Here is a 26523-nt window from a genome sequence, read left to right as displayed (position 1 = left end):
GCCCGTCCCTTGCTGCTCGATCCCGGTTTCGAGCTCACCCTGCGCCCGATGCGCTATCCGCATTTCTACGAGATGTACCGCAACGCGGTGCGCAACACCTGGACCGTGGAGGAAGTCGACTTCTCGCTCGACCTCAACGACCTGCGGCACAAGATCGGACCGGCCGAGCGGCATCTGGTCGAACGCCTGGTGGCGTTCTTCGCCACGGGCGATTCGATCGTCGCCAACAACCTCGTCATCAATCTCTACCAGCACATCAACGCGCCCGAAGCGCGCATGTTCCTCTCGCGCCAGTTGTACGAGGAAGCGCTGCACGTGCAGTTCTACCTCACGCTGCTCGACACCTACCTGCCGGACCCGGCCGAACGCGCACGTGCGTTCGCGGCGGTCGACAACATTCCGTCGATCCAGCGCAAGGCGGCGTTCTGCTTCAAGTGGATGGAATCGATCCGCAACCTGCAGCGCGTGGAGACGCGGGAACAGCGACGCCAGTTCCTGTTGAACCTCGCGTGCTTCGCCGGGTGCATTGAAGGCCTGTTCTTCTTCGGCGCGTTCGCCTACGTGTATTACCTCCGCTCGCGCGGCCTGTTGCATGGCCTCGCGGCGGGCACCAACTGGGTGTTTCGCGACGAGAGCGGGCACATGGCCTTCGCCTTCGATGTCTTCCGCACCGCGCGCGAGGAAGAACCGGACTTGATCGACGCTGATTTCCACGCGCAAATCGTGGCGATGATGGAAGAAGCGGTGGAGTGCGAGGTCGCCTTCGCCGAAGACACGCTGTCGGGCGGCGTCGCGGGTCTGTCGATCCGTGACATGCGCGAGTACCTGCAGTACTGCGCCGACCAGCGCCTCGCGCAACTCGGCATGCCGCCGCACTGGCGCTCGCGCAATCCCTTCCCCTTCATGGACCTGCAGGACGTGCAGGAAGTGACGAACTTCTTCGAGCGGCGCGTCTCGGCCTACCAGGTCGGCGTGCAGGGCGAGGTGGCGTTCGATCACGCGTTCTAGCGGTTCTCGGCTCCCGGCTCGTCGCGCCAGCAAAGGAATGCGCCCAGCAACAAGGGCGCGACGAGCCCCGGGAGCGCGCGTGGATCGTGCAACACGATCGGAACGGCGCCTGCGACGAACGCAAGCGCCGCGATGCGCCAGGCCCAGCGCAGCCTGCGTGCCATGCGCGACGCGGCGCGCGCATGCGCGGCCTGGACGATGCGCCACAACGGAGGTGGCGTCGGTGCGGCGGCGCGCAGTCGGCGTGCCTGTGCTTCGAACAAGGCTGCGATGTCTTCGTCGTCATGCATCATCGCTTTCCTTCTGCAATGCCTGGAATCGTGCGCGCGCCCGCCAGAGCAGCACGCGAATGCTGTCCGACCCCAGTTGCGTGATCGTCGCGATCTCCTCGTGCGTGAACCCTTCCGCATACGCGAGCCACAGCAACTGGCGTTCGCGCATCGTCAGCCGCGACCAGAGGTGTCGTGGAATGACGTCCTCGTTCGAAACGGGCGCGGCGATTTCCATCGCCACGTCCCAGGCCACCTCGCGCTTGCTCCGACGCGCATGATCGATGAACAGGTGCAGCGCGATCCGGTACAGATAGGCGCGCGCGGTGCCTTCGAACGTCGAAGCATCGCGCTCGAGCCAGCGCACGAAGGTGTCCTGCGCCAGGTCCGACGCCAGCGCAGGCGGCGCACCCAGCCGCGCGAGATACGCCCAGATCCCCGCGTAGTACGTCGCGTAGAAGGACGCGAATCCTTCGTCGGCCTGCATCGTTCATTCGCCCAGCACGCGCCATCGACGCGCGAGGTACGCACTCACGCCGCTGGCGAGCACCAGGCCGATGCCGAGCCCGATCGCCAGCCATCCCCACCAGCGCGCGTTGTCGGCTTCGCGCACGAAGTTGATGTCGGTGCCCGGTGGCGGCGCGATGCCGTTCACGAGGAATGCCGCACCGATCGCGCACGCGATGATGCCGAACTGCAGCAGGCCGAGGATGCGGTGTGCCATCGCAGCGGGTGCGTACTCGTTTTCCATCAGCGTGCGACCTTCGGGGGAGCGTGCGAAGGCGACGAAGGCGTCGGCATCGCCGAAGCGTTCGCCCAGGCGCAACGTCATCGCATCGCGCGCCATGCGGCGTCGCACCTGCAACTTGCGGCGCGCGATGTGCACGACCGCGAGCGCAACGATGCCGACGACCAGGACCGCGAACATCACCAGCTCATCGCCCGACATGGGGGCCTCCTGTTTCGACGCGATTGTTCGTACTCAACCAGCGCAACACGTTGCGCGCAAACGCAACGTTGTCGCAACCTGGCAGTTGCATGCCGAAGGGTTGGCGATCGGCGACCTGCGCGGTGAGCATCGCCGCCTCGCCCAACACCACGACGCGCCCTCGCCCGTAAGCGAACGCCAAGCCCTGGCCCGCGCCGGCCGGGGTTTCGCGAAACGTGCCGTGATCGTCGATGGTTTCCACCGAGCCGCGCGGCAAGCGCAGGAGGATCTCCGCGCCGGGTGGCCCATCCAGCGATTGGCCGGTGAAGGTTTGCACGCACGCCACCGGTGTCCCGCCTTCGCCGCCCGACACGATCGGATGCGCGGCATCCAGGCGCCCGTTCTCGCGGGTGAAGCGCAGTGGATCCGATACTTCGCCCGGGACTTCGGCGAACCCGGCATGCATGCGCACGCCGAACGCCGCCGCGAGCGCTGCGTTCGCCGCGCCGAACGGCGCGTGATCGGCGATCAGCAACAGCCGACCGCCGCTCGCGACCCAGCGAGGCAACGCGGCGATCTCCTGCGCGGTGAACGCCGGGGCGCTCCGATCCGCTCCGCCACCCCAAGGCAGGTTGATGCCGAGGAACTGCGGTTTCGCGCCGCCCGAAGCGTTGGCGATGACGAGCACATCGATGCTGGCCAGTATCGCGGGCGTGAATGCCGCATCGGAATAGCGAACGCGATACCCCTCGGCGCGCAGCAATCGTCCGAAAGGCCAGTAGCGCCCCCACCAGTTCGCGGTGGATGCGTTGTGGTGCGCATGGTCGATGGCGACCGTCGGCCCGGTGCCCATCGCGAAGGCCGGCCGAGCCGGCAACGGCCGCCACCCGTAGTCCGCGCGCTGCGCGTTCCATGCCGCGTAACCGAAGGCCCCGACGAGGAGCACCGGCACGGCGGCAAGCGCCGCCAGGACCCACCGCCATCGCACCCTTGGCTTTGCCATCGTCCATTCCCTTCGCGCCCTGTTCCCTTCACAACGGGCGGCGGAGGGACGGGGTTAACAGGCCCGTGTAAACGCTGGCGCGCGCCCGCGCATCGGACCCCAGATACCCCCCGCCCCGGAAGAAAGGAAATCGATCGATGCGTGCTGTGAACGGACGTTTTGCATTGGCGCTGGCCGCCACCGCCCTGGTCGCCTCCGCGGCCTGCCTCGCGGCGCCCGCGCCGGCGACCGACCCGCAACCCGACGCGGACTTCCTGTTCGTCGGCAGCTTCCACATGAACAACCCGGGCCGCGACGTGCACAACACGCGCGCCGACGACGTGCTCAGCGCCAAGCGCCAGCGCGAGATCGCGGACGTCGCGCGCCTCATCGCGCGCTTCAAGCCGACGAAGATCATGGTCGAGGCCGACACCACCAAGCAGGCCACGCTGGACCAGACCTTCGCCGAGTCGTGCCACGGCAAGCGCCCGCTCACGCGCAACGAGACCGAGCAGCTCGGCTTCCGCATCGCGTGCGATGAAAAGCTCAAAGGCGTGATCGCAGTCGACTGGAACGACATGGGCCCGATCAAGGACGAGGCGAGCGTCGACTGGCCCAAGGCGATCGAACGCCACGGCCAGCAGGCACAACGTGCGCAGGACGATGCCATCGGCAAGGCGGTGAACGACGAAGACCAGCGCGTCCTGGACAACGGCACGATCGGCGACATGCTCGTGCGCTTGAATTCGCCGGAATGGTTGCGCGCGAATGCGCAGGCGTATTTCCGCATCGGCCTCTACGGCACGGCCGACGACCCGATCGGCGCGAACTGGGACATGCTCTGGTACGGCCGCAACCTGACCATCTTCAACAACATCGTGCGCCGCACCGAACCGGGCGACCGCGTGCTGGTGCTGTACGGCGCCGGCCACGGCAATTGGCTGCGCCAGCTGGCGACCGATTCGGGCAAGTACCGCGTGCAGGACACGCAGCGCTGGTTGAAGGAAGACGCGCCAGCCAAGTGACGGCGACGCTGTCGAGAAGTGCGCGGCTGCGTCAGTGGCCGCGCATTTCCTTCACCGGGGCTTCGGTCATCGCCGTCTCGGTGTGGATCGCGCACAGCCATTTGCCGTCGCGGCGGACCCAGGTGCTGGAATCGGACATGCGCACACGTTCTTCGCGATCGGACATCGTCGTGGTCTGGTCGACTTCGTAGGTGACGATGGCCACGTCGTCGGACGGGCGGAGCACGCGCGCGTTCGACAGGTCGAAGGCCTTGAGCGCGTGGCGCGGGTCTTCGGCCATCTTGCGATAGCCCGCGTGGTCGAACTGCATCGCACCGTGGCTGGAGACCATCAGCGCCGGCTCGGCCAGCAGGCCCAGGGCGACGTCGGTGTCGCGGTCGACCATCGATTGCCAGAAGCGTTTTTCCAGTGCGATCAGGTCCTGGTCGGTCTCTGGCATGGCACGGTTCTCGATCGCGGGAGCGCGAAGGTGTAACAGCGCAAGCCTTCGCACGGAGTGAAACTCAGGCGGCCGGCGCACCCCGGTCCAGGGTGCGGTACCCGATCGCTTCGGAAAGGTGCGGCGTGGCGATGTGTTCGCTGTCGTCGAGGTCGGCGATGGTGCGCGCCACGCGCAGGATGCGATGCAGCGATCGCGCGGAAAGGTCGAAGGCGACCATCGCGCGTTCCAGTAACGCGCGGTCCACCGGCGCGAGGCGGCAGGTCGCGGTCGTCGCCGACTGATCCAGTAATGCATTGGGAACGCCTGCGCGCGCGAGTTGTCGCGTGCGTGCGGCGACGACGCGCGCGCGCACCTGTTCGCTCGGTTCGCCTTCCGGAGCCTCCTCGCGCAAGGCGTCGGGCGGGACGCGCGGTACGTCGACATGCAGGTCGATGCGGTCGAGCAGAGGACCGGACACGCGTGCGCGATAACGGTCGATGGCCTCGGGCAGGCAACGGCACTTGCCGCTCGGATCGCCGGCCCAGCCGCAGGGGCAGGGGTTCATCGCGGCGACGAGTTGGAAACGCGCGGGATACTCCGCGCGCGACGCTGCGCGGGAAACGACGACCGAGCCCGACTCGAGCGGCTCGCGCAGCACTTGCAGCGTGTGCCGCCCCCACTCGGGCAATTCGTCGAGGAACAAGACACCGTTGTGCGCGAGCGAGACTTCGCCCGGGCGCGCATCGGGCCCGCCGCCGATCAACGCGGCTGCGCTGGTGGTGTGGTGCGGCGCGCGGAACGGACGCAGGCGCCAACGCGCGACGTCGACCCCACGGCCGCTGATCGAAGCGACCGCCGCGGACTCCAGCGCTTCGACCTCGCTCGCTTCGGGCAACAGCCCCGGTAGGCGCGAGGCGAGCAGCGTCTTGCCACAGCCCGGCGTGCCGACGAACAGGAGGTGATGCTGGCCCGCGGCCGCGATCTCCAACGCGCGCCGCGCTCGCACTTGCCCGCGCACGTCGCGCAGATCCGGCGCGAGGCGTTCGACGACGGCGACCGCTTCGGCGCGCGGCAAGGATTTCTCGCCGGCCAGCAATGCGCACACCTCCAGCAACGTGCGCGCGACGCGGACATCCGCAGACGCGACGAGTGCGGCTTCGCCGCCGTTGTCCTGCGGCACGACCAGGCGTCGATTCGCCTGTGCCGCCTCGATCGCGGCCGGCAACACGCCGTCGACGCCGCGCAATTCCCCGGTGAGCCCGAGTTCGCCGAGGAACTCCACGTCCCGCAAGGCGTCGTTGGACAACTGCCCGCTCGCGGCCAGGATCCCGAGCGCGATCGGCAAGTCGAATCGTCCACCGCGCTTGGGCAGGTCCGCCGGCGCGAGGTTGACGGTGATGCGCCCGTCGGGAAAGGTGAATTGCGAGCACTGCAGCGCGGCGCGCACGCGATCCTTGGCTTCGCGCACGCCCGCGTGTGGCAGGCCGACGACCGTCAGCGACGGCAGGCCACCGCCGACATGCACTTCCACGCGAACGGCAGGCGCGCGCACGCCGACGCGTGCACGCGTGTGCACGAGCGACAAGCCCATGGCGAACCCGCTAGTGGCGCGGCGGCGGCGAATCCAGCTGCGCTTCGAGATCGGCGACGGTGCGCTGGAGTTCGTCCAGCTTCTCGCGCGTACGCAGCAACACGGTGCGCTGCACTTCGAATTCCTCGCGGGTGACGAGGTCGAGCTTGGACAAGCCGGTCTGCAGGACGGACTTGAAGTTCTCCTGCAGCTCGTCGCGCCCCTCGCGCAGGGCGGGGGGGACGAGGCTGCTGAGGCGCCGCGCGAGGTCGTCGAGTTTTTCCAGGTCGATCATGGCGCTCATTGTCCTCAAGTCCTCGGGCTACGCGAGATTGTCCAACTTCCGGGCCGGCCGCCATCGGGAAAAGAAGCGACAGGCCGTGGGTATTTTCCTACAGCCGGTCCCGGCGCGGTTATGCTGCGGGCACGCGACATGGAGACGACGTGATGAAGATGGTCATGGCGATCATCAAGCCTTTCAAGCTGGACGACGTACGCGAGGCGCTGTCCGAGGCGGGCGTGGCGGGGATCACCGCGACCGAGGTCAAGGGCTTCGGGCGCCAGAAAGGCCACACCGAGTTGTATCGCGGCGCCGAGTACGTCGTCGACTTCCTGCCCAAGATCAAGCTCGAGGTCGCCGTGTCCGACGACCAGGTCGACGCAGTGGTCGAAGCGATCATGCAGGCCGCCGGCACGGGCAAGATCGGCGACGGCAAGATCTTCGTCTGGGATCTCGACAAGGTGGTGCGCATCCGCACCGGCGAGCTGGACGGCGACGCGCTTTAAGCGTCGCCCAAGGCCTCGGCCACGAACGGAATCGACGCCATGGCCCCTTGGTGCACGTCGGCCGTGTAGTACTTGGTCTTGAAGGTTTTCGCGCGCGCATCCACCGCGCGGTAATCGAAACCACCGGACTTGCGCGCCAGCGTGCAGCTCCACCAGCCGGTCGGGTAGCACGGCTGCGGGAAGGGCAGCGTCTTGAAGGTCGTGAAGCCGGCCTTGCCCATTTCGCCGCGCATTTCCTTGATCAGCTCCAGCAGCACCAGCGGCGACTCGGATTGCTGCACGAGGATGCCGTCGTCCTTCAGCGCGCGGAAGCACGAGGCGTAGAAGGCCTTGTTGAACAGGCCTTCGGCCGGGCCGACCGGATCGGTCGAATCCACGATCACGATGTCCACGCTGCCCGCCGGGCAATTGGCCATGTAGGCGATGCCGTCATCGAACAGCAGTTCGGCGCGCGCATCGTTGTTGGAATCGCACAGCTCGGGGAACCACTTCTCCGCCATGCGGGTGACCTGCTCGTCGATGTCGCATTGCGTGGCCGACTCGACGCCCGGGTGCTTGAGCACTTCGCGCAGCGTGCCGCAATCGCCGCCGCCGATGATGACCACGCGCTTGGGGTTGGCATGCGTGAACAGCGCCGGATGCGACATCATCTCGTGGTAGAGGAAGTTGTCGCGCGTGGTGAGCATCATCGCGCCGTCGATCAGCATCACGTTGCCCCAATCGGTGCTCTCGAAGATCTCGATCTTCTGGAAGGGCGACTGCACTTCGTCCAGCTTGCGCGTGATGCGATAACCGATGGCCGAACCGGCGGGTTCGAAGTTCTCGTACATCCAGGTGGGTTCGGTCATCGCGGCGGGTCCGGCTGGGGCGTGGGGGCGCGCATTGTAGGGCGTCGGCCGTTTTGGCGGTGCGTTCGGCCCGCGGGGGGTACACTTCGCGCCCGTTTTGTTCCCCCAGACCGAGGTAATCCGCCGATGAGCGCATGGTCCGTCGACCAGGCCCGCAAGACCTACTCCATCCCGCATTGGTCGGAGGGGTATTTCGATGTCGATGGCGCCGGGCGCGTCACGGTGTTGCCGCGCGGTGGGCAGGGCCCGGCGATCGCGCTGGCCGAAGTGGTCGACCAGGCGAAGGCCAACGGCGCCAAGCTGCCCTTGCTGGTGCGCTTCCCGGACATCCTCGGCGATCGCCTGCGCAAGTTGCAGGCGGCCTTCGCGCAGGCGCAGGCCGATTGGGACTACAAGGGCGGCTACACGGCGGTCTATCCGATCAAGGTCAACCAGCACGCCGGCGTGGCGGGCACGCTCGCCTCGCATCGCGGCGAAGGCTTCGGCCTGGAAGCCGGCAGCAAGCCCGAGCTGATGGCGGTGCTCGCGATGAGCCGGCCCGGCGGGCTCATCGTCTGCAACGGTTACAAGGATCGCGAGTACATCCGCCTGGCGCTCATCGGCCGCAAGCTCGGGCTGCAGACCTACATCGTGGTCGAGAAGCCGAGCGAGCTGAAGCTGATCATCGAGGAAGCCAAGGCCCTCGACGTGCGGCCGGGCATCGGCGTGCGCATGCGGCTGGCCTCGCTCGGCGCGGGCAAGTGGCAGAACAGCGGTGGCGACAAGGCGAAGTTCGGCCTCTCGCCGCGGCAGGTGCTCGACCTGTGGAAGACGCTGCGCGACAGCGGCTTCGGCGATTGCCTGGGCCTGCTGCATTTCCACATGGGCTCGCAGATTTCCAACGTCCGCGACATCGCCAACGGCATGCGCGAGGCGGTGCGTTACTTCGTCGAGTTGTCCAAGCTCGGCGCGCAGGTGCAATACATGGACGTCGGTGGCGGGCTGGGCATCGATTACGAAGGCACGCGTTCGCGCAGTTATTGCTCGATCAACTACGGCGTGAGCCAGTACGCGAACAACATCGTGCAGCCGCTGGCCGAAGCCTGCGAAGCGCATGCATTGCCGCAGCCGCGCATCGTCACCGAATGCGGACGCGCGATGACGGCGCACCATGCCGTGCTCGTGGCGAACGTCGCCGAAGTCGAGGAAGCGCCCGAAGGCCGCGTGCCGCCGCCGCACGACGACGAACCGGCGGTGATCCGCCATCTGCGCGAGTTGCACGACGAACTCGACCAACGCCCCGCGGTGGAACTCTTCCACGACGCGCAACACCATCATGGCGAAGGATTGTCGCTCTACGCGCTCGGCCAGATCGACCTCACGCATCGCGCGCGCATCGACGATCTGTTCTACGCGATCGCGCATGCCGTGCGCGCGCGCCTGGACGTCGGCGAGCGTTCGCACCGCGACCTGCTCGACGAGTTGAACGAGCGCCTGGTCGACAAGTACTTCGTGAATTTCAGCGTGTTCGAGTCGATGCCCGACGTGTGGGCGATCGACCAGGTGTTCCCGATCGTGCCGATCGAACGCCTCGACGAAGCGCCCGCGCGCCGCGGCGTGATCGCGGACATGACCTGCGATTCGGACGGCAAGATCGATACCTACGTGGAAAACGAAGGGCTCGACAGCTCGCTGCCGCTGCATCCCTTGCGGCACGGCGAGATCTATCGCCTGGGCTTCTTCCTCGTGGGCGCGTACCAGGAAATCCTGGGCGACATCCACAACCTGTTCGGCGATACCGATGCGGTCGAAGTGCATCTGGACGGCGATGGGTACGCGATGAGCCAGCAGCGTCGTGGCGACACGACGGACGTGATGCTGGATTACGTCGGGTACAAGCTCGATGCGCTGCGCGAGGCGTACGCGAAGAAGGTCGATGACGCGGGATTGCCGGCGGAGGAGAGCGCGCGCTTGAAGGACGCACTCGAAGCCGGGCTCACCGCGTACACCTACCTCAGCGACGAACCCGTTTAGTCGCGAGCGATCTGGAAGCCGGCGAACGATTGGCGCGTCGGCATCATTTCCAGGCGATTGACGTTGAGGTGGGGCGGCAAATTCGCCACCCACCAAATCGTTTCCGCGATGTCTTCGGCCGTCATCGGATGCGCGCCCTTGTAGAGCGCATCCGACGCCGCCTGGTCGCCGTGCGTACGCACGAGGGTGAACTCGGTTTCGGCCATTCCCGGCTCCAGCGCGGTGACGCGTACGCCGGTGCCATGCAGGTCCGCGCGCAGGCCGAGCGAGAATTGCGAAACGAAGGCCTTCGTGCCGCCGTAGACGTTGCCGCCGGAATACGGATAGGTCGCCGCCGTCGAGCTGACGTTGACGATCGCGCCCTTGCGTTCGATCAACGCCGGCAACAACGCATGCGTGAGCACGACGAGCGCGCGCACGTTGGTGTCGATCATCGTCTGCCAATCGGACAGGTCGGCTTTCTGCGCGGGCAGCGTGCCCTGCGCGAGGCCGGCGTTGTTCACCAGCAGGTCGATGGTGTTGAAGTGCGACGGGATCGCGTCGAGCGCGGCGCGCATCGCGCCTTCGTCGCGCACGTCGAAGACGGCCGGATGCACGCGATCGGCACCGAGAGCGTCGACGAGGGTTTGCAGGCGATCGGCGCGTCGGCCGGTGGCGACGACATTCCAGCCGCCGGCGACGAATCGCTTCGCGGCGGCGGCGCCGAAACCGGAGGTGGCGCCGGTGATGAACGCAGTGCGGGGCGTGGTCGTCATCGGCGCGCGGTCAACGCGCCTTGATCGCCATCGCCGGCAGGCCGCCGCCGCTGAGGCGGCGCTTGGCATCGGCGAGTTCGGACGCGCTGCCGTAAGGCCCCATGCGCACGCGGTAGACCGTCTTGTCGGCCATCTGCGCCGATTCCACGCGCGCGCTGAGCCCCAGCATCGCGATCTTGGCCTTCACCGCTTCGGCATCGCCGCTGGCCTGGAACGCGCCGGCCTGCAGCAGGTAGCGCGTGCCGTCGTCCTTGGGTTCGGGCTTGGCCACCGATGCGGTGGTCGTGGCCGGCGCCTGGGTGTTCGATGCGGCGCCGGCATTCGCCGCGGGCGCGTTGGTCACGGCGGCGTTGGTCGCGACCACCGGGTGCGCGATATCGGCGGCATCCGGATTCGCGGCCGCCTGCTGCTTCGCGGTGGCTGCGCCTCGCGCGGCTTCGGCGCGCTCGGTTTCCGCCAGCTCGGCGTCGGAGAGCGGCACTTCGTTGGACGGCAGCAGCGTGTAGAAGTCGTACTGCGTTTCCTTCGGCTTGTCGGCCTTGGCCGCCGCAGGCGCGGGCTCGGGGACGATCGCATCGTCCTCGTCGGCGCTGACCGTGGACTTGGGCTGCGCATCGGGATTGGGCTTCGGACGGAAGAACCCGTCGCCGTCGCCCTTCGGCCACAGCTTGGGCACGCCGACGATCAGCGCGATGCCGAGCGCCAGGCCCGCGAACAACCAGATCCAGGCGGGGTTGGAATCGCCCCCGTTGCGCTTCGCCTGCGACTTCCCGCGTCGTGCCGCCATCACATCTTCTCCGGGGCCGATACGCCCAGCAAATCCAAACCGTTCTTCAGCACCTGGCCGGTGCCCACGCTGAGCGCAAGGCGCGCGTCGCGCTGGTTCGCATCATCCACCAGGATGGGCTGCGCGTGGTACCAGACGTGGAAGGCATTCGCCAATTCACGCAGGTATTGCGCGATGGCGTGCGGCTCGAGCGTCACCGCGGCCGCTTCAACGACTTCCGGGAAGCGCGAGAGCTCGACCAGCAACGCCTGCGCCTGTTCATCGACCAGCGTGTCCACGTGGCGCAGGCCGTTGGACAGATCGAAGGTGAAACCCTTCTCCCCGGCCTGGCGCAGCAGGCTGCACACGCGGGCGTGTGCGTACTGCACGTAGAAGACGGGGTTGTCGTTACTCTGCGAGCGCGCCAGGTCGATGTCGAAGGTGAGCTGCGAATCGGACTTGCGCGCGATCAGGAACCAGCGCGTGGCATCGCGGCCGGCTTCCTCGATGAGGTCGCGCAGCGTGAGGTAGCTGCCCGCGCGCTTGGAGAGCTTCACTTCCTGGCCGCCGCGCATGACGGTGACCATCTGGTGCAGCACGTACTCCGGCCAGTTCTTCGGAATGCCGCAGTCCAGCGCCTGCAGGCCGGCGACCACGCGCGCCAGCGAACCGTGGTGGTCCGCGCCGAGCTCGGTGATCGCGCGCTCGTAGCCGCGCTGCCACTTGGAGCGGTGGTAGGCGACGTCCGGCAGGAAGTAGGTGTAGGTGCCGTCCGATTTCCGCATGACGCGGTCTTTGTCGTCGCCGAAGTCGGTCGTGCGCAGCCACAGCGCGCCGCCTTCCTCGTAGGTGTGGCCGTGGGCGACGAGCTCGCGGACGGTTTCCTCGACCTTGCCCTGCGTGTACAGCGAGGACTCCAGGAAGTAGACGTCGAAGGACACGCCGTAGGCCGCGAGGTCCGCGTTCTGTTCGCGGCGGAGCCAGGCGACGGCGAATTGCCGGACAGCGTCGAGGTCGTTCGGGTCCTTCGCGGCGTGCACGATGTGGTCTTCGAACTCGACCGTGTCCCCGCGCAGGTACGCGTTGGCGACATCGACGATGTACTCGCCGCGATAGCCGTCTTCCGGCCACGACGGATCGTCCGGCGTCTTGCCGAGCGCGCGCGCCTGCACCGACTTGGCGAGGTTGTCGATCTGCGCGCCGGCATCGTTGTAGTAGAACTCGCGCATCACGCGCCAGCCGTTGGCGGCCAGCACGCGCGCGATGCAATCGCCGATCGCCGCCGCGCGGCCGTGGCCGACGTGCAACGGGCCGGTCGGGTTGGCAGACACGTATTCCACGCCGACCGTGTGGCCCGCGCCGCTGGTGTTGTGGCCGTAGGCCGAACCGCGCGCGATGACCTCGCGCAATTCGCGCCCATAGGCCGCCGGCGCCAGGTGGAAGTTGATGAAGCCGGGGCCGGCGATTTCGACCTTGGCGACGTCGTCGGAGGCAGGCAACGCGGCCACCAGGGCCTGCGCGAGCGCGCGCGGGTTGGTGCGCGCGGCCTTGGCCAGGACCATCGCGGCGTTGGTGGAGAAATCGCCGTGCGCGCGCTGGTTCGGACGCTCGACCACGAAGGCCGGGATGTCGAGATCCTGCGGGAGCGTGCCGGCGGTGCGCAGCGCGGCGATGCCCTGGTCGACGAGGGCGTTGATGGAAGCTTTCACGACGGTTGCCGAAGGCCGAAACGACGGCCGCATAGTCTACGGCACGCATGAGAAGAGCCCTCGTGCGGCCATCGACAGGGGCGGGCCTTCGCCGACGATCACGTGGTCGAGCAGGCGGATGCCGAGCAGCCGCAGCGAGTTGCGCATCTCCAGGGTGGTCTTGCGATCGTCGTTGCTGGGCTCGGGCGTGCCGCTGGGATGGTTATGGCCCACCACCACGGCGGCGGCGTTGAGGGCGAGCGCGCGCTTGGCGATCTCGCGCGGGTAGATATCCGCCTGGTCCACGGTGCCGTGGAAGAGTTCCTCGAAGGCGATCATCCGCAACCGCGTATCGAGGAACATCACGGCGAAGACTTCGGCGCGGTGATCGCGCAGACGCCGGTGGAAGAACTCGCCGACTACGCCCGGCCCGGACATGAGATCGCCGGGCTCGAGCGTGGTGGCGTAGTGGCGGTGCCCGAGTTCCAGCGCGGCCAGCAGCAGGCAGGCGCGCGCGCGGCCGATACCCTTGAGCCGTTCCATCAGCGGCAGCGGATGATCGAGCAGGGCGCGCAGCGAGCCCTGCGTATTCAGCAGGTGGCGCGCCGTGGTCACGGCGTCCTGGCCGCGCAGGCCCGAGCCGATGAAGATGGCGAGCAACTCGGCGTCCGACAGGACCCGGGCGCCGTGGGCGGCGAGTTTTTCGCGTGGGCGTTCTAGGGAGGGCCAGTCGCGGATGCGCATGGCCATAGCGTGTCGTGTGGGCGGATGGGGGTGTATCAGGGGAATGGAGGGGTTCGGGTAAGCTGGATGCCTATTCCGCCGTGGGGGTTTTCCGACCGATGAAGGCCGAACCCGTCGCCGCCCTGCATGGCCGGAAGGTGCTGCTCTGCGTCTGCGGCGGTATCGCGGCGTACAAGGCCGCCGACCTCGTCCGCCGCCTGCGCGACGCGGGCGCGACCGTGCAGGTCGCGATGACCGAGAACGCCCAGCGCTTCGTCGGCGCCCAGACCTTCCAGGCGCTGTCGGGCCTGCCCGTGCGCACCTCGCTGTGGGATGCCGCCGCCGAACAGGCGATGGGCCACATCGAACTCGCGCGCTGGGCCGACGCCATCCTCGTCGCCCCCGCCACCGCCAACACGATCGCGAAACTCGCGCACGGATTCGCCGACGACCTGGTCAGCACGCTGTGCCTGGCCACGACCGCGCCGATCACGCTGTGCCCCGCGATGAACCACCGCATGTGGTTGCACGCGGCGACGCAGGCGAATGTCGCACTGCTGCGCGAACGCGGCGCGCACATCGTCGGGCCCGCCGAAGGGCCGCTGGCCGAAGGCGAATCCGGGCCCGGCCGCATGGTCGAGCCGCTGGACATCGTCGCCGCGCTCGCGAGGGCGACCGCTTGAGCCTTGCCGGCCTCCGCGTCGTCGTCAGCGCGGGACCGACCTACGAGGACCTCGATCCGGTCCGGTTCCTCGGCAACCGCAGCAGCGGGAAGATGGGTTTCGCGATCGCCGCCGCCGCCGCGCGACGCGGTGCGCACACCGTGCTCGTCGCAGGACCCGTGCATCTCCCGACGCCCGAGGGCGTGGCGCGCATCGACGTGCGATCGGCCGCGCAGATGCATGCGGCCGTGCTCGATGCGCTGCCGGCCGATGTCTACGTGGGCGCGGCCGCCGTCGCCGATTTCACGCCCGAACACCTGGCGCCGTCGAAAATCAAGAAGCGCCCCGGCGAAGCGGTGCTGACGTTGCGCCTGGTGCGCACGCCCGACATCCTCGCCGACGTCGCGCGCGATCCGCGCCGCCCGCGCATGGTGGTCGGCTTCGCCGCCGAAACAGACGCGCTGCCCACATACGCGCAAGGCAAACTCGACGCCAAGCGCATCGACCTCATCGCCGCCAACCGCGTCGGCCAGGCCGGCAGCGGTTTCGAGAGCGACGACAATGCGCTGTCGATCTACTGGCGCGACACGAACGGAACCCTCGGCGAACGCTCGCTCGGCCCCGCGCCGAAGACCGCGCTCGCCGATGCCCTGCTGGATCTGGTGGAGGAGCGATTGCCCGCATGACGCACAAGGTGCTCGAAGTGAAGGTGCTGGACCCACGCTTCGGCGACGAATGGCCGATGCCGGCCTACGCGACCGAACACAGCGCAGGCCTGGATTTGCGCGCGGCGCTGGACGCCCCGTTGCTGCTGGAGCCGGGTGAGACGGCGCTGATTCCCTCCGGGCTGGCGATCCACCTGGCCGATCCGACGCTCTGCGCGGTGATCCTGCCGCGCTCGGGCCTGGGCCACCGGCACGGCATCGTGCTCGGCAACGGCACCGGCCTGATCGACGCCGACTACCAGGGCCCGCTGATGATCAGCACGTGGAACCGGGGCCGCGAGGCCTTCACGATTTCGCCGGGCGACCGGATCGCGCAGCTGGTCGTGTTGCCGATCGTGCGCGCGACGTTGCAGGTAGTGGATACTTTCGAAGAAAGCGCGCGCGGCAGCGGTGGCTTCGGCCATACCGGCGTGCGTTAACCGGGGGATTTTCAGGAATGACGGAACAAGACAGCGCCGCACCGGCGAAGAGCAAACTCGGCATTCCGGGCGGCGCACTCAAGCCGCTCATGCCGGTCGTGGCCGTGCTCTGCGGCCTGGTCGCACTGTGGCTGGCGTGGAGCGGGTGGGTGCAATACCGCGCCGAAAACCGCGCGTCCACGCTGACCCAGGCGCGCGACTTCGCCGCCAGGGAGATTTCTTCGGCGGTCACGAAGCAATTGGCCGAACTCGACACGCGCCTGAAATCCGCCACGGTGCAGGCCGCGCTTGCGCAGGGCAATCTTCCCGCCGCCGCCGCCGCGCTGAAGCAGGGATGGGTCGGCGCGGAGTCGGCCGAGATTTTCGCCGACGGGTTCGAAGCGCAATACGGCGCGTTGCCCAAGCTCGGTTACGGCAAGGTCGGCGTCGCCGAGACCGCGATCGCGGAGAACAAGGCGGTCGCCGCGATCGTGCGCGACGGCGGCAGCCCGCGCCTGGCCGTCGCCGCGCCCGCGCACAACGGTCCGGTGCGCGTCGGCGTGGCGTATGTGCGCCTGCCGCTGGACCGCGCGATCGGCCCCGTCGCGCAAGCCACGATCGGAGACGACAGTTACCTCGCGCTGCGCCAGGGCAGTTACAGCGTCGCCGAGCACGGCGACAAGGAACTCGCCAACGGCGCCGAAGTGCTCGCCACCCCGGTGAAGGGCACGAGCTGGCGCATCGCCGCCGGCCTGCCGGATGCCGGCAAGGCGCCGTTCGGGCTCGGCGCGCTGCCGTGCTGGATCGCAGCGCTGCTGTTCGCGGTGTTCGGCTGGCTCGCACTGCGTGCCAGTCGCAAACCCGCGGTCGCGGTCGAAGACGAACACCAGGCCGAAGCACCGACGCTGGCGCAGATGCAGTCCGGTGCGCCCGCCGCGGCGCCGGTGGCCGCGCCGGTCGTCATCGCACCGGTGACGGCGCCGGAGGAAGCACTCGCGCCGCGCATCGCCGAACCCACCGCGCCGGCGCCTGCCGGCCGCGTGCTCATCGACAAGTCCATCTTCCGCGCGTACGACATCCGCGGCATCGTCGGGAAGACGCTCGACGCGGGCGTCGCCGAATTGATCGGCCAGTCGATCGGTTCGCTGATGACCGAGCGCGGGCTGCACGACATCATCGTCGGCCGCGACGGCCGCCTGTCCGGCCCCGACATGATCGATGGCCTCGTGCGCGGTCTGCGCAAGACCGGCCGCAACGTGGTCGACATCGGCCTGGCGGCGACGCCGGTCGTGTATTTCGCGGCCTACCAACTGCGTACCGGTTGCTGCGTCGCGGTCACCGGCAGCCACAATCCGCCGGACTACAACGGGTTCAAGATCGTCGTCGGCGGCGAGACGCTGTCGGGCAAGGCGATCGAAGACCTCTACGCGCGCATCGCCGAGGATCGCCTGCACGAAGCGCCCACGCCGGGCAACGTGCAGCAGCGCGACGTGTCGAAGGATTACATCGACCGCATTTCCGCCGACGTGCAGCTCGACCGCCGCCTGAAGGTGGTCGTCGACGCGGGCAACGGCGTCGCCGGCGCGATCGCGCCGCAGGTGCTCACCGCGATCGGCGCGGAAGTCACGCCCCTGTACTGCGAAGTCGACGGCACGTTTCCCAACCACCATCCCGACCCGAGCGAGGCGCACAACCTCGAAGACCTCGTGAAGATGGTCAAGCGCCTGGGCGCCGACATCGGCGTGGCCTTCGACGGCGACGGCGACCGCCTCGGCGTGGTGACCAAGGACGGGCACAACATCTTCCCCGATCGCCTGCTGATGCTGTTCGCGGCCGACGTGCTCGAGCGCAACCCCGGTGCGGTCATCGTCTACGACGTGAAGTGCACCGGTCGCCTGCCGGGCCAGATCCTGCGCCACGGCGGCAGCCCGTTGATGTGGAAGACCGGCCATTCGCTGATCAAGGCCAAGATGCGCGAGACCGACGCCGAGCTCGCGGGCGAGATGAGCGGCCACTTCTTCTTCAAGGAACGCTGGTTCGGTTTCGACGACGGCATCTACGCCGCCGCGCGCCTGCTCGAGATCCTCGCAAGCCGCAGCACCTCGCCGAGCGAAGTGCTCGATGCGTTGCCCGATGGCGTGTCCACGCCCGAGATCAAGGTGCCCGCGCCGAACGACGATCCGCATTCGTTCGTCGACCTGTTCAAGGCGAAGGCGAAGTTCGAAGGCGGGCGCCTGTCGTCGATCGACGGCCTGCGCGCCGACTGGCCGGACGGCTGGGGCCTGGTGCGCGCATCGAACACCACGCCGGTGTTGGTGATGCGCTTCGACGGCGACAACAAGGAGGCGCTCGCGCGCATCCAGACCGCCTTCCGCGAACAACTGCTCGCGGTGCGGCCGGACCTCGTGCTGCCGTTCTGAAGCCCGGGTGGATCAGCCGCCCGTCGCGGGCGGCTGTGCAGGCGTAGCCGAAGCGGCGGCGTCTTTCTTCGCCTGCTGGCCCTGCTTGATTTCGCGATAGCGCGTCAGGACCGAATCGAGTTCTTCGTCCAGGCTCGCGCGTTGCACGCGCTGCTGCGCGAACAGGCGCTCGCGGCGGCGCAATTCCGCATGCTGCGTGTTGATGTTGGTGCGCGCGACGGGCGAGACCGGCTTGCCGGCGAGTTCGTTCTCGCCCGCTTGCCGCAGCAGCGCGACCAGGCTCTGGCGCAAACCGATGACGCCCAGTTCGGAGGCCTTCAGCGATTCCTCGACCAGGTCGATGCGCTCCTGGAAGGACTTGCGCAGGTCGTCCTCGGTTTCGTACGACTCGGCCATCGCCAATTCGCGACGGGTACGCGCTTGTTCGGTTTCGGCGCGTGCCTTGTCGGCGGCGAGGCCGGCCTCGTAGGCGGCGCGTTCTTCCGGCGTCATCGCGCGATCGATTTCGCCGGTGTGGCGGCCGGAGGCATTGAACTCCGTGCGGCGAACGCCGGCGGCCTCGGCCGGCAGCGCATCGCCGCAGACCTTCGCGCCGTTTTCTTCCCAGCAATAGAGTTTCTTGTTCTTCGGCGGCGGCGTGCCGCGCCTTTGCGCGTGCGCATCGGTGGGCAGCAGCGCAAGCGCGAGCAGCGGCGCGAGCAACAACGTGGCGGTGGTGAGCGTTTTGCTGGAAGGCATGGTCGCAGCCCCTGTTCTGCGTTCGTCCCCGGGCGCCATCTTACGGCGCGGTGGCGATGCCGTATCGCGCGCGGTAAGCGAGCAGGGCATCGCGGTGGTCCACAAGGTCGGCGCTTTCGCCGGCAAACGCAAGCAGGTCGGCCAGCGTCGCCACGGCCACGACCGGCAGGGCGTGTTCATCCGCGACGGCCTGCGCGGCCGACTGCGCATGCGCCTCGCTGGCGCGCTCCTGGCGGTCGAGCGCGATCACGATGCCGGCCGGGATGCCGCCGACATCGCGGATGATGCCGAGCGCCTCGCGGATCGCGGTGCCGGCGGTGATCACATCGTCGATGATCAGCACGCGCTTGCCGGCCAGCGGCGCGCCGATCAGCACGCCGCCCTCGCCGTGCGCCTTGGCTTCCTTGCGGTTGAACGACAGCGGCAGGTCGCGGCCGCGCCGGGCGTATTCGCAGGCCACCGCGGTCGCCAGCGGGATGCCTTTGTAAGCGGGCCCGAAGAGGACGTCGAAACCCAGGCCGGCGGCGTCCACCGCATCGGCATAGCACGTGGCCAGTTCGGCCAGCGCCGCGCCCGAATCGAAGCGGCCGGCGTTGAAGAAGTACGGGCTTTCGCGGCCGGACTTGAGCGTGAACGCGCCGAAGCGCAGGGCCTGCGCACGCAGCGCGAGTGTGAGGAAGCGGGCGCGGTGGTCGGTCACGTGGGGCCGTCGGGCATTGGATGGATGAAGCCAATGATAAGGCCCGGCGCGGGGCAGGTCCGGCGGCGCGCGCGGATGGGCTAGGCTTGGCGCTGCACCCGAGAACGGATCCCGCGATTTGCGCATCGTCAGCTTCAACGCCAACGGCGTCCGCTCCGCGGCGGGCAAGGGGTTCTTCGACTGGTTCAACGACCAGCGCGCCGACGTCCTCTGCCTCCAGGAAACCAAGGCGCAGGAACACCAGGTCTCCGGCCCCGAATTCCTGCCCAAGGGCTACAAGGCCTGGTTCCGCGACGCGACGACGAAGAAGGGCTACAGCGGCGTGGCCATCTACAGCAAGCGCCAGCCCGACGAGGTCCGCACCAACCTGGGCTGGGCGCCGTTCGACGATGAAGGACGTTACATCGAAGCCCGCTTCGGCAACCTGAGCGTGGTGTCGTTCTACATCCCGTCGGGCTCGTCGGGCGAATTGCGGCAGGGCTTCAAGTTCGAAGTGATGGAGTGGCTGCGGCCGATCCTCCACCACTGGCTGCACAGCGGCCGCGACTACGTGCTGTGCGGCGACTGGAACATCGTGCGCAGCGAGCTCGACATCAGGAACTGGAAGTCGAACCAGAAGAACTCCGGCTGCCTGCCGCGCGAGCGCGACTGGCTCAACGGCATGTGCGCCGACGACACCGGTTGGGTCGATGCGTACCGCGCGCTGCACAGCGACGGCCAGGACTACACCTGGTGGAGCAATCGCGGCGCGGCGCGCGCCAAGAACGTCGGGTGGCGCATCGACTATCAGTTTTGCACGCCCTCCCTGCGCGACAAGCTCAAGGGATGCGAGATCCATCCGACGCCGCGCTTTTCCGACCACGCGCCGTTCGTCGTGGATTACAAACTGTGAGTGCGTCGCCCGGCGCGAAGCCCGCGAAACCCTCCGTCTGGAAAGCGTTCACCCAACCCGCGGCGTGGACGATGTTCTTCTTCGGGTTCGCCTCGGGCCTGCCGTTCCTGCTGGTCGCCGGCACGCTGGCGTACTGGCTCAAGGAAAACGCCATCGTGCTCAAGGAGATCACGGTGATCGCCAGCGCGGGCATGACCTACGCGCTGAAATTCCTGTGGGCGCCGCTGCTGGACCACTGGCGGCTGCCGCTGTTCGTGCGACTCGGGCAACGCCGCGGGTGGTTGTTGTTCGCGCAGTTGGCCGTCATCGCGGGCTTGTTGGGGATGGCATGGGCCACGCCCGCATCGCTGGGCGTCTTCGTCGTGTTCACGCTGATCGTCGCATTCGCGGGCGCGACGCAGGACATCGCGGTCGATGCCTACCGCATCGAAATCGGCGAACCCTCGGTGCAGGGCGCGCTGGTCGCGACGTACTCGCTCGGTTACCGCATCGCGTTGATCGTGACCGGCGCATTCGCGTTGTTCATGGCCGACCACATGCCGTGGAGCGCGGTGTACCAGTTGCTGGCGGGCCTGATGCTGCTGCCGGTCGTGGTCACGCTGATCGCGCGCGAACCTCAGGTGTTGCGCAAACGCCCCGCGGACTGGAACGAAGCGATGCGCGAAAGCGTCGTCGAACCCTTCGTCGATTTCTTCCGCCGCTACGGCGCGCAGACCGCGCTGCTGACGCTGGCGTTCATCCTGTTGTTCAAGATTCCGGAACAGGCGCTCGTCGGCGGGATCATGAGCCCGTTCTACCTGTCGCTGGAATTCACCAAGACGGAAATCGGCGCGGTCACGAAGATCTACGGCATCTGGATGGGGATCATCGGCGTGTTCCTCGGCGGCATGGCGATCGCGCGCTGGGGCGTGCGCAAGCCGCTGCTCGCGTCCATCGTGCTGTGTGCCTCGTGCAACCTGTTGTACGTGTGGTTGATCGCGCACCCGGGCAGCATTCCCGCGCTGACGCTGGTGATCTCGGCGGAGAACATCACCCTCGGCTTCCTCGGCACCGCGGCGGTCGCCTTCCTGTCGGCCCTGGTGAACAAGCAGCACACCGCCACGCAGTACGCACTGCTCAGTTCGATGGTGAACCTGCCGGGCAAGGTCCTGGGCGTGTTCGCGGGCGGCATCGTGGAAGCCACGAGCTACGGCACCTACTTCATCATCGCGACCCTGGCCGTCCTGCCCGCCACGCTGCTGTTCCTCTACCTCTGGCCCCGGTTCCGCCACATCGACGTACCGGCGGACCGCTGAGCCCCGTTGTCCGCGTGAAGGCATCGGGGCATGATCCGGCCCGTTCCCACCCGGTTTGACGTTGGGCTTGGATGGAGGCCGCATGACCGACCTGGTATTGCGCGACATCGATCCGAACATGGCCGATCGCATCAAGCGATTGGCCGATGCGCGCGGCTGGAGCATGCACGTCACGCTCGAAAACCTGCTGCAACGCGGGCTGATGGCCTGCGAGCAAGGCCTGCACGTGCATTTCAACGACCGCGAATCGACCGCGCTGGAACAAGCGATCGCCGCGATGGAAGGCGTGGCGAGCGACCAGGGCTTCGGGCTGATCGGCCGTGCGCCCGAACCGCCGGCGCCGACGCACATCTTGGATCGCTGGGTCGAAGACCTCTAGCGCCGGCGCTGATCAGCGCGGGTAGAGGACACCGAGCACGCGCGGACCGCGCGCACCGGTCACCGCCGGCACATTGCCGGGACGCCCCGCCAACGTTTCGCGCGCGAGCCACGCGAAGGCCATCGCTTCGACGAAATCCGGATCGAGCCCGTGCACGGCCGTGGATTCCACGCGTACGCCCGGCAAGTGCGCGGCGATGTGCGCCAGCAACACCGGGTTGTGCACGCCGCCGCCGCAGACGAGCACGCGACGGGTGTCCGGCTGGTGCGCGCGCAGTGCATCGGCGACCGTGCGCGCGGTGACTTCCAGCAAGGTGGCCTGCACATCTTCCGGTGCTTCGCCGCCGCGCAGCTGCGCGCGGACCCAGTCGAGGTGGAAGTGTTCGCGGCCGCTGCTCTTCGGCGGCGGCAGCGTGAACCACGGTTCGGCGAGGAGGCGTTCGAGCAGTGCTTCGTCGACGCGGCCGCTTGCGGCAAAAGCGCCGTGCGCATCGAAGGGCGTGCCGTGGTGTTGTTCGCACCACGCGTCCATCAACGCGTTCGCGGGGCCCGTGTCGAAACCGCGCACATCGCCCTGCCGCGGCAGCAGGGTGAAGTTCGCGATGCCGCCGAGGTTGAGCACGGCGCGCGCTTCATTCGCATCGTGCAGGAGCGCGGCGTGGAAGGCGGGCACGAGCGGCGCGCCCTGGCCGCCGGCGGCGAGGTCGCGGCGGCGGAAGTCGGCGATCGTGTCGATGCCCGTGCGTTCGGCGATGACATGCGCGTCGCCGATTTGCCAGGTGAACGGATGCGCGGCCGCGGGGCGATGGCGGATCGTCTGTCCGTGCGAACCGATGGAACGCACGTCGCCCGGCGACAGGCGCGCAGCTTCGATCAAACGCAGCGCGGCATCGGCGAAGGCTTGCGCGACCTGCACGTCGAGCATGCCGATCTCGYCGAGCGATCGCGCATCGCCGCCTTGGCCCAATGCCACCAGGCGCGCGCGCAATTGCGGATCCCAGCGATAGGTTTCGCCGCGGACGAGGCTGCAATGGGAGCCTTCGAAGCGGACGAGCGCGGCGTCGATGCCGTCGGCGCTCGTTCCCGAGATCAGGCCGAGGTGGAGTTCACCGTCGCTTGGACGTGCGTCGCGTGTTTCCACGCGAACGTCAGGCCTTCTTGTTCTTGACCGGCTTCGACGGCACGTCGGCGTCGGCGTAGATCACCTTCTCGACGCTCTGGATGCGTGCCAGCGCAGTGGAGGTCTGCGAACGGAACTGCGCGAGCGCGGCGCCGTTGAGCGGTTCGGGCGGCGGCATCGTCACCGACAGCGGATTGCGGTGCACGCCGTTGATGCGGAATTCGTAATGCAGGTGCGGGCCCGTGGCCAGGCCGGTCATGCCGACGTAGCCGATCACCTTGCCCTGCGGGATGCGCTGGCCGACCTTGATGTCGCCGAAGCGCGACATGTGGCCGTACAGCGTGGTGTAACCGCGGCCGTGGTCGAGGATCACCGCGCGGCCGTAACCGCCCTTCCAGCCGGCGAACTGCACGCGCGCATCGCCCGCCGCCATGATCGGCGTGCCGGTGGACGCGCCGTAATCGACGCCCTGATGCTGGCGCACGGTGCCGAGCACCGGGTGGCGGCGCGAACCGAACGTCGAAGTCAGGCGCGCATACGGAATCGGCATGCGGATGAAGCTCTTCTTCAGCGGGCGGCCGTCGGCGGTGAAGTATTCCGACTTGCCGTTGCGCTCGAAGCGGAAACCCGAATGCAGCTTGCCGCCGACGGTGAAGGTCGCGGCCTGCACCGGGCCGGTGCGGATCAGTTCGCCGTCGCGCCAGGTCTGCTCGACCACGACGCTGAAGCGGTCGGTGGACGCGACGTCTTCGTTGAAGTCGATGTCGTACTTGAAGATGTCGTCGGTGAGCGTCGTGATCGCGCTGCCCGACAGGCCGAGCTTGCGCGCCGAATGGAACAGGGACTTGCCGACGTTGCCGCTGATGACGACGGTGCGCGATTCGGTCGGGCGCTCGATGACTTTCTCGCTGACCTTGTCGCCGTCGATGCGGTATTCGACGCGATGCGTTTCGTCGCGGTCGTAGCGGAACGCGCGCAGCTGGCCGCCGACGGGCAGGTCGAAGGCGAGCTCGGTGCCCGGCTTCATGCGCGTGAGCGCCTGCTTGGCGCCGGGCTGCTCGAGCAACTGGTGCATCGTGGACGCGGGCACGTCCATGTCGTCGAACAGGCTGCCGAGGGTCTGGCCGCGTTCGACGCGGACGATCTGCCAGCTGTCGCCGGCCTGGCCGTGCAAGCGGGCCATGGACAGCGGCGGCAGCGAAAGAGCGAGGGTGGTGCGGGCCTGCGTCGGCGAAAGGCCGCCGGCGTGGCGCGCATCGGAGAAACCGGGGACGATGGCGGCGACCAGCACGCCCAGCGTGGCGAACAGGCTGACATGGGCCCACTGGCGACGGGTCCACCGGCCGCTGAAGCCGGCCGGCAGGCGCGCGGCGACGTGGCGGTGCAGCGCCGCTTCGCGCAGGATGTCGAGCCGTGCGCGGCGTGCCTTGTCGATTCCGGACTTGCCCATGGTGCTTCCCCTTCGAAAACCAGTTAGCGCGCCGTGAGCTGCGCGTAACGGCGCTACCATAGACACGCTAGAAACCTGCGTCAAACCCTTGAGTGGGATGGGGTTTTTGTTTTAACCCCGCTTTAACGCTACCTTCACGATCCGGGTCACGGATTCGTAACAACCCTCATCGAGTTCATCTTTGTGTCGATCCAGGCTGCCCTAGAACAAATCGGCCGCGGCGCCGACGAAATCCTCAAGCGCGACGAGCTGGAAGCCCGGCTGAAGACCGGCCGTCCGCTCCGCATCAAGGCCGGTTTCGACCCGACTGCCCCCGACCTCCACCTGGGCCACACGGTCCTGCTCAACAAGATGCGGCAGTTCCAGGACCTGGGGCACCAGGTGATCTTCCTGATCGGCGACTTCACCGGGATGATCGGCGACCCGACGGGCAAGAACGTCACCCGCAAGCCGCTGACGCGCGAAGACGTCGAAGCCAATGCGCGCACCTATGCCGACCAGGTGTTCAAGGTGCTGGATCGCGAGCGCACGGAACTGCGGTTCAACAGCGAGTGGTTCGGGCAGATGGGCGCGGCGGACATGATCAAGCTCGCGGCGCAGCACACCGTGGCGCGCATGCTCGAGCGCGACGATTTCGCCAAGCGCTACGCGGCGCAGCAATCGATCTCGATCCACGAATTCCTGTATCCGCTCGTGCAGGGTTACGACTCGGTGGCGTTGAAGGCCGATGTCGAGCTCGGTGGCACGGACCAGAAATTCAACCTGCTGATGGGGCGCGGGCTGCAGGAACACTTCGGGCAGGCGCCGCAGATCGTGTTGACGATGCCGCTGCTCGAAGGCCTCGACGGCGTGCAGAAAATGAGCAAGTCGCTGGGCAACTACATCGGCATCGACGAGCCGGCGATCGACATGGTCACCAAGACGATGAAGATCGGCGATGCGCTGATGTGGCGGTGGATCGAGCTGCTTAGTTTCGAGATCGATGCGGTGCAGGCCGTCCGTCTCAACGCCGAAGTCGCGGCGGGTACGTTGAATCCGCGCGACGTGAAGCTGCGCCTGGCGCGCGAACTGGCCGCGCGTTTCCACGGTGAAGCGGCTGCGGAAGTCGCGATCGCCGGTTGGAATGCAGCCGTGCGTGGCGAAGGCGATGTCGCGTCGTTGCCGCTGCAGGACGTGGCGGTGCCCGCCGATGGTTTGCGCATCGCGCAATTGCTCGTCGCCGCGGGGCTCGCGCCAAGTAATTCGGAAGCCAATCGCAAACTCAAGGAACGCGCGGTGCGCGTGGATGGCGCGGTCGTCGAAGACGCGGCGCTGGCCTTCGGGCCGGGTTTCGAAGGCGTTTTGGCGATCGGCAAGCGCAACTTCGCGCGCGTCAGGTTGGTCGCGGCGCCTTGAGGTTTGGCTGAAGTCGCGCACGGCATTTGATCGGATTGGATCGAATGTCGAAATCCGATCGAAAAAACAGTTGCTCCTTTCCGCCGAATCGGCATAATGCGCGGCCCGCCGGAAGCGGGTGCGGCAGCGGTTTCGCCGCCAGCGACGACATCACTGAATCGCTGCTCGCTTCCACGAAATTTGTCTTCATCAGGTGTTGACGTTCTTCGGATCGCCTGTATGATGTGCGGCTCCCTCGGGCACTTCGGTGCGGCGGGGGAAGGGAGAAGGCGCTGAGGCCGATCCCGACGATCTTTGACAGTGTGCGCAGGTGACTTGTGCGGGCGTCTGGCGGGTGGATACGTTGTCCATCTTGCAGACGTTCGTAACAGAGCAACAAGTCAATTCAAATGGCAAACAAGCAATTGTTTAGCCAGCGAGTGATTTCGAGCCTGGGACGACGACTGCACTCAAGAAATTGGCGAGGACTTCGGTCCGAGCCGCAAAACTTAAGTGAAGAGTTTGATCCTGGCTCAGAGTGAACGCTGGCGGCAGGCCTAACACATGCAAGTGCCTAACACATGCAAGT

General features: G+C 67.6%; 26 protein-coding genes and 1 pseudogene. 11 read left to right on the top strand and 16 right to left on the bottom strand.

Annotated elements, in window-relative coordinates; translation table 11 throughout:
* The first annotated feature begins 48 nt into the window (after positions 1-48).
* A complete protein-coding gene (locus AC1DOM_RS00135) occupies positions 49-1008 on the top strand; it encodes a ribonucleotide-diphosphate reductase subunit beta (RefSeq protein WP_498960173.1) in 960 nt (319 codons plus the stop codon).
* On the opposite strand, the gene AC1DOM_RS00130 is transcribed toward AC1DOM_RS00135, so the two are convergent.
* From AC1DOM_RS00130 to AC1DOM_RS00115, 4 genes are read right to left on the bottom strand one after another with little or no spacing between them, the layout of a single operon-like run.
* Positions 1005-1298, bottom strand: coding sequence for a hypothetical protein (locus AC1DOM_RS00130; protein ID WP_498959205.1), 294 nt, complete (start codon positions 1296-1298; stop codon positions 1005-1007). The two genes, AC1DOM_RS00135 and AC1DOM_RS00130, sit on opposite strands and share 4 nt — an antisense overlap.
* On the bottom strand, positions 1291-1764 hold the full coding sequence (locus AC1DOM_RS00125) for an RNA polymerase sigma factor (RefSeq protein WP_498959204.1): 474 nt from the start codon (positions 1762-1764) through the stop codon (positions 1291-1293). Before AC1DOM_RS00125 ends, AC1DOM_RS00130 begins: the two co-directional genes overlap by 8 nt.
* 3 nt (positions 1765-1767) lie before the next feature.
* The gene (locus AC1DOM_RS00120; protein WP_498959203.1) at positions 1768-2226 is read right to left on the bottom strand and encodes a hypothetical protein; all 459 of its coding nucleotides are present in this window, start codon (positions 2224-2226) and stop codon (positions 1768-1770) included.
* A complete protein-coding gene (locus AC1DOM_RS00115) occupies positions 2213-3208 on the bottom strand; it encodes a hypothetical protein (protein ID WP_498959202.1) in 996 nt (331 codons plus the stop codon). The genes AC1DOM_RS00120 and AC1DOM_RS00115 overlap by 14 nt, the downstream gene beginning before the upstream one ends.
* A gap of 137 nt (positions 3209-3345) precedes the next feature.
* Between AC1DOM_RS00115 and AC1DOM_RS00110 the strand changes: the two genes are divergently transcribed.
* Entirely contained in the window at positions 3346-4212 is an 867-nt protein-coding gene (locus AC1DOM_RS00110; RefSeq protein WP_498959201.1) for a DUF5694 domain-containing protein, read from the top strand.
* 31 nt (positions 4213-4243) lie between these two features.
* Here AC1DOM_RS00110 and AC1DOM_RS00105 read toward each other — a convergent pair whose 3' ends face one another.
* From AC1DOM_RS00105 to ubiK, 3 genes are all read right to left on the bottom strand, one after another.
* Positions 4244-4651, bottom strand: coding sequence for a nuclear transport factor 2 family protein (locus tag AC1DOM_RS00105; RefSeq protein WP_498959200.1), 408 nt, complete (start codon positions 4649-4651; stop codon positions 4244-4246).
* Positions 4652-4715: 64 nt separating this feature from the next.
* Positions 4716-6224 carry a YifB family Mg chelatase-like AAA ATPase gene (locus tag AC1DOM_RS00100; RefSeq protein ID WP_498959199.1) on the bottom strand — a complete coding sequence of 503 codons (1509 nt, stop codon included), beginning with the start codon at positions 6222-6224 and terminating at the stop codon, positions 4716-4718.
* A gap of 10 nt (positions 6225-6234) precedes the next feature.
* Complete coding sequence (ubiK, locus tag AC1DOM_RS00095; protein ID WP_498960171.1) at positions 6235-6498, bottom strand: ubiquinone biosynthesis accessory factor UbiK; 264 nt, start codon at positions 6496-6498, stop codon at positions 6235-6237.
* A 152-nt stretch (positions 6499-6650) separates the two neighbouring features.
* On the opposite strand from ubiK, the gene AC1DOM_RS00090 reads away from it, so the two are divergent.
* The gene (locus tag AC1DOM_RS00090; protein ID WP_498959198.1) at positions 6651-6989 is read left to right on the top strand and encodes a P-II family nitrogen regulator; all 339 of its coding nucleotides are present in this window, start codon (positions 6651-6653) and stop codon (positions 6987-6989) included.
* Here the strand turns inward: AC1DOM_RS00090 and speE are convergent.
* The gene (gene speE, locus AC1DOM_RS00085) at positions 6986-7837 is read right to left on the bottom strand and encodes a polyamine aminopropyltransferase (RefSeq protein WP_498959197.1); all 852 of its coding nucleotides are present in this window, start codon (positions 7835-7837) and stop codon (positions 6986-6988) included. The genes AC1DOM_RS00090 and speE overlap by 4 nt on opposite strands.
* Before the next feature lie 126 nt (positions 7838-7963).
* On the opposite strand from speE, the gene speA reads away from it, so the two are divergent.
* Positions 7964-9850 carry an arginine decarboxylase gene (gene speA / locus AC1DOM_RS00080; protein ID WP_498959196.1) on the top strand — a complete coding sequence of 629 codons (1887 nt, stop codon included), beginning with the start codon at positions 7964-7966 and terminating at the stop codon, positions 9848-9850.
* On the opposite strand, the gene AC1DOM_RS00075 is transcribed toward speA, so the two are convergent.
* Genes AC1DOM_RS00075 through radC form a run of 4 tightly spaced genes read right to left on the bottom strand, consistent with a single transcriptional unit; the run spans position 9847 to position 13803 of the window.
* Positions 9847-10605, bottom strand: coding sequence for an SDR family NAD(P)-dependent oxidoreductase (locus AC1DOM_RS00075; protein ID WP_498959195.1), 759 nt, complete (start codon positions 10603-10605; stop codon positions 9847-9849). The two genes, speA and AC1DOM_RS00075, sit on opposite strands and share 4 nt — an antisense overlap.
* 10 nt (positions 10606-10615) lie before the next feature.
* Positions 10616-11392 (bottom strand): SPOR domain-containing protein, encoded by a 777-nt coding sequence (locus tag AC1DOM_RS00070; protein WP_498959194.1) that lies wholly within the window; start codon positions 11390-11392, stop codon positions 10616-10618.
* Positions 11392-13080, bottom strand: coding sequence for an arginine--tRNA ligase (gene argS / locus AC1DOM_RS00065; RefSeq protein WP_498959193.1), 1689 nt, complete (start codon positions 13078-13080; stop codon positions 11392-11394). The genes AC1DOM_RS00070 and argS overlap by 1 nt, the downstream gene beginning before the upstream one ends.
* Before the next feature lie 36 nt (positions 13081-13116).
* Positions 13117-13803 (bottom strand): RadC family protein, encoded by a 687-nt coding sequence (gene radC / locus AC1DOM_RS00060; protein WP_498959192.1) that lies wholly within the window; start codon positions 13801-13803, stop codon positions 13117-13119.
* Between the two features lie 98 nt (positions 13804-13901).
* On the opposite strand from radC, the pseudogene coaBC reads away from it, so the two are divergent.
* The 3 genes and pseudogenes from coaBC to AC1DOM_RS00045 all read left to right on the top strand — a co-directional run bounded on the left by coaBC (position 13902) and on the right by AC1DOM_RS00045 (position 17987).
* Positions 13902-15130 (top strand): annotated as a pseudogene (coaBC, locus tag AC1DOM_RS00055) (bifunctional phosphopantothenoylcysteine decarboxylase/phosphopantothenate--cysteine ligase CoaBC).
* Positions 15127-15588 carry a dUTP diphosphatase gene (gene dut, locus AC1DOM_RS00050; RefSeq protein ID WP_498959191.1) on the top strand — a complete coding sequence of 154 codons (462 nt, stop codon included), beginning with the start codon at positions 15127-15129 and terminating at the stop codon, positions 15586-15588. The pseudogene coaBC and the gene dut overlap by 4 nt, the downstream one beginning before the upstream one ends.
* Before the next feature lie 17 nt (positions 15589-15605).
* On the top strand, positions 15606-17987 hold the full coding sequence (locus AC1DOM_RS00045) for a phosphomannomutase/phosphoglucomutase (RefSeq protein WP_498959190.1): 2382 nt from the start codon (positions 15606-15608) through the stop codon (positions 17985-17987).
* A 12-nt stretch (positions 17988-17999) separates the two neighbouring features.
* On the opposite strand, the gene AC1DOM_RS00040 is transcribed toward AC1DOM_RS00045, so the two are convergent.
* Both AC1DOM_RS00040 and pyrE read right to left on the bottom strand, forming a co-directional pair.
* Positions 18000-18725, bottom strand: a complete 726-nt coding sequence (locus tag AC1DOM_RS00040) for an HMG-box domain-containing protein (RefSeq protein ID WP_498959189.1) — start codon at positions 18723-18725, stop codon at positions 18000-18002.
* 40 nt (positions 18726-18765) lie between these two features.
* Entirely contained in the window at positions 18766-19425 is a 660-nt protein-coding gene (pyrE, locus tag AC1DOM_RS00035; protein ID WP_498960169.1) for an orotate phosphoribosyltransferase, read from the bottom strand.
* A gap of 118 nt (positions 19426-19543) precedes the next feature.
* On the opposite strand from pyrE, the gene AC1DOM_RS00030 reads away from it, so the two are divergent.
* From AC1DOM_RS00030 to AC1DOM_RS00020, 3 genes are all read left to right on the top strand, one after another.
* Positions 19544-20317 (top strand): exodeoxyribonuclease III, encoded by a 774-nt coding sequence (locus AC1DOM_RS00030; RefSeq protein ID WP_498959188.1) that lies wholly within the window; start codon positions 19544-19546, stop codon positions 20315-20317.
* Positions 20314-21612 (top strand): AmpG family muropeptide MFS transporter, encoded by a 1299-nt coding sequence (locus AC1DOM_RS00025; RefSeq protein ID WP_498959187.1) that lies wholly within the window; start codon positions 20314-20316, stop codon positions 21610-21612. The genes AC1DOM_RS00030 and AC1DOM_RS00025 overlap by 4 nt, the downstream gene beginning before the upstream one ends.
* An 82-nt stretch (positions 21613-21694) precedes the next feature.
* Positions 21695-21991 carry a hypothetical protein gene (locus AC1DOM_RS00020; RefSeq protein WP_498959186.1) on the top strand — a complete coding sequence of 99 codons (297 nt, stop codon included), beginning with the start codon at positions 21695-21697 and terminating at the stop codon, positions 21989-21991.
* A gap of 12 nt (positions 21992-22003) precedes the next feature.
* On the opposite strand, the gene AC1DOM_RS00015 is transcribed toward AC1DOM_RS00020, so the two are convergent.
* Together AC1DOM_RS00015 and AC1DOM_RS00010 are read right to left on the bottom strand one after the other, a co-directional pair.
* Entirely contained in the window at positions 22004-23131 is a 1128-nt protein-coding gene (locus AC1DOM_RS00015; RefSeq protein ID WP_498959185.1) for an anhydro-N-acetylmuramic acid kinase, read from the bottom strand.
* Positions 23132-23138: 7 nt separating this feature from the next.
* Positions 23139-24560 carry a peptidoglycan DD-metalloendopeptidase family protein gene (locus AC1DOM_RS00010; RefSeq protein WP_498959184.1) on the bottom strand — a complete coding sequence of 474 codons (1422 nt, stop codon included), beginning with the start codon at positions 24558-24560 and terminating at the stop codon, positions 23139-23141.
* Positions 24561-24743: 183 nt separating this feature from the next.
* On the opposite strand from AC1DOM_RS00010, the gene tyrS reads away from it, so the two are divergent.
* Positions 24744-25955, top strand: coding sequence for a tyrosine--tRNA ligase (tyrS, locus tag AC1DOM_RS00005; RefSeq protein ID WP_498959183.1), 1212 nt, complete (start codon positions 24744-24746; stop codon positions 25953-25955).
* Positions 25956-26523: the final 568 nt, after the last annotated feature.

This window comes from Lysobacter sp. P5_B12 (assembly GCF_056400425.1).
This window is presented reverse-complemented; position numbering and strand designations above follow the sequence as displayed.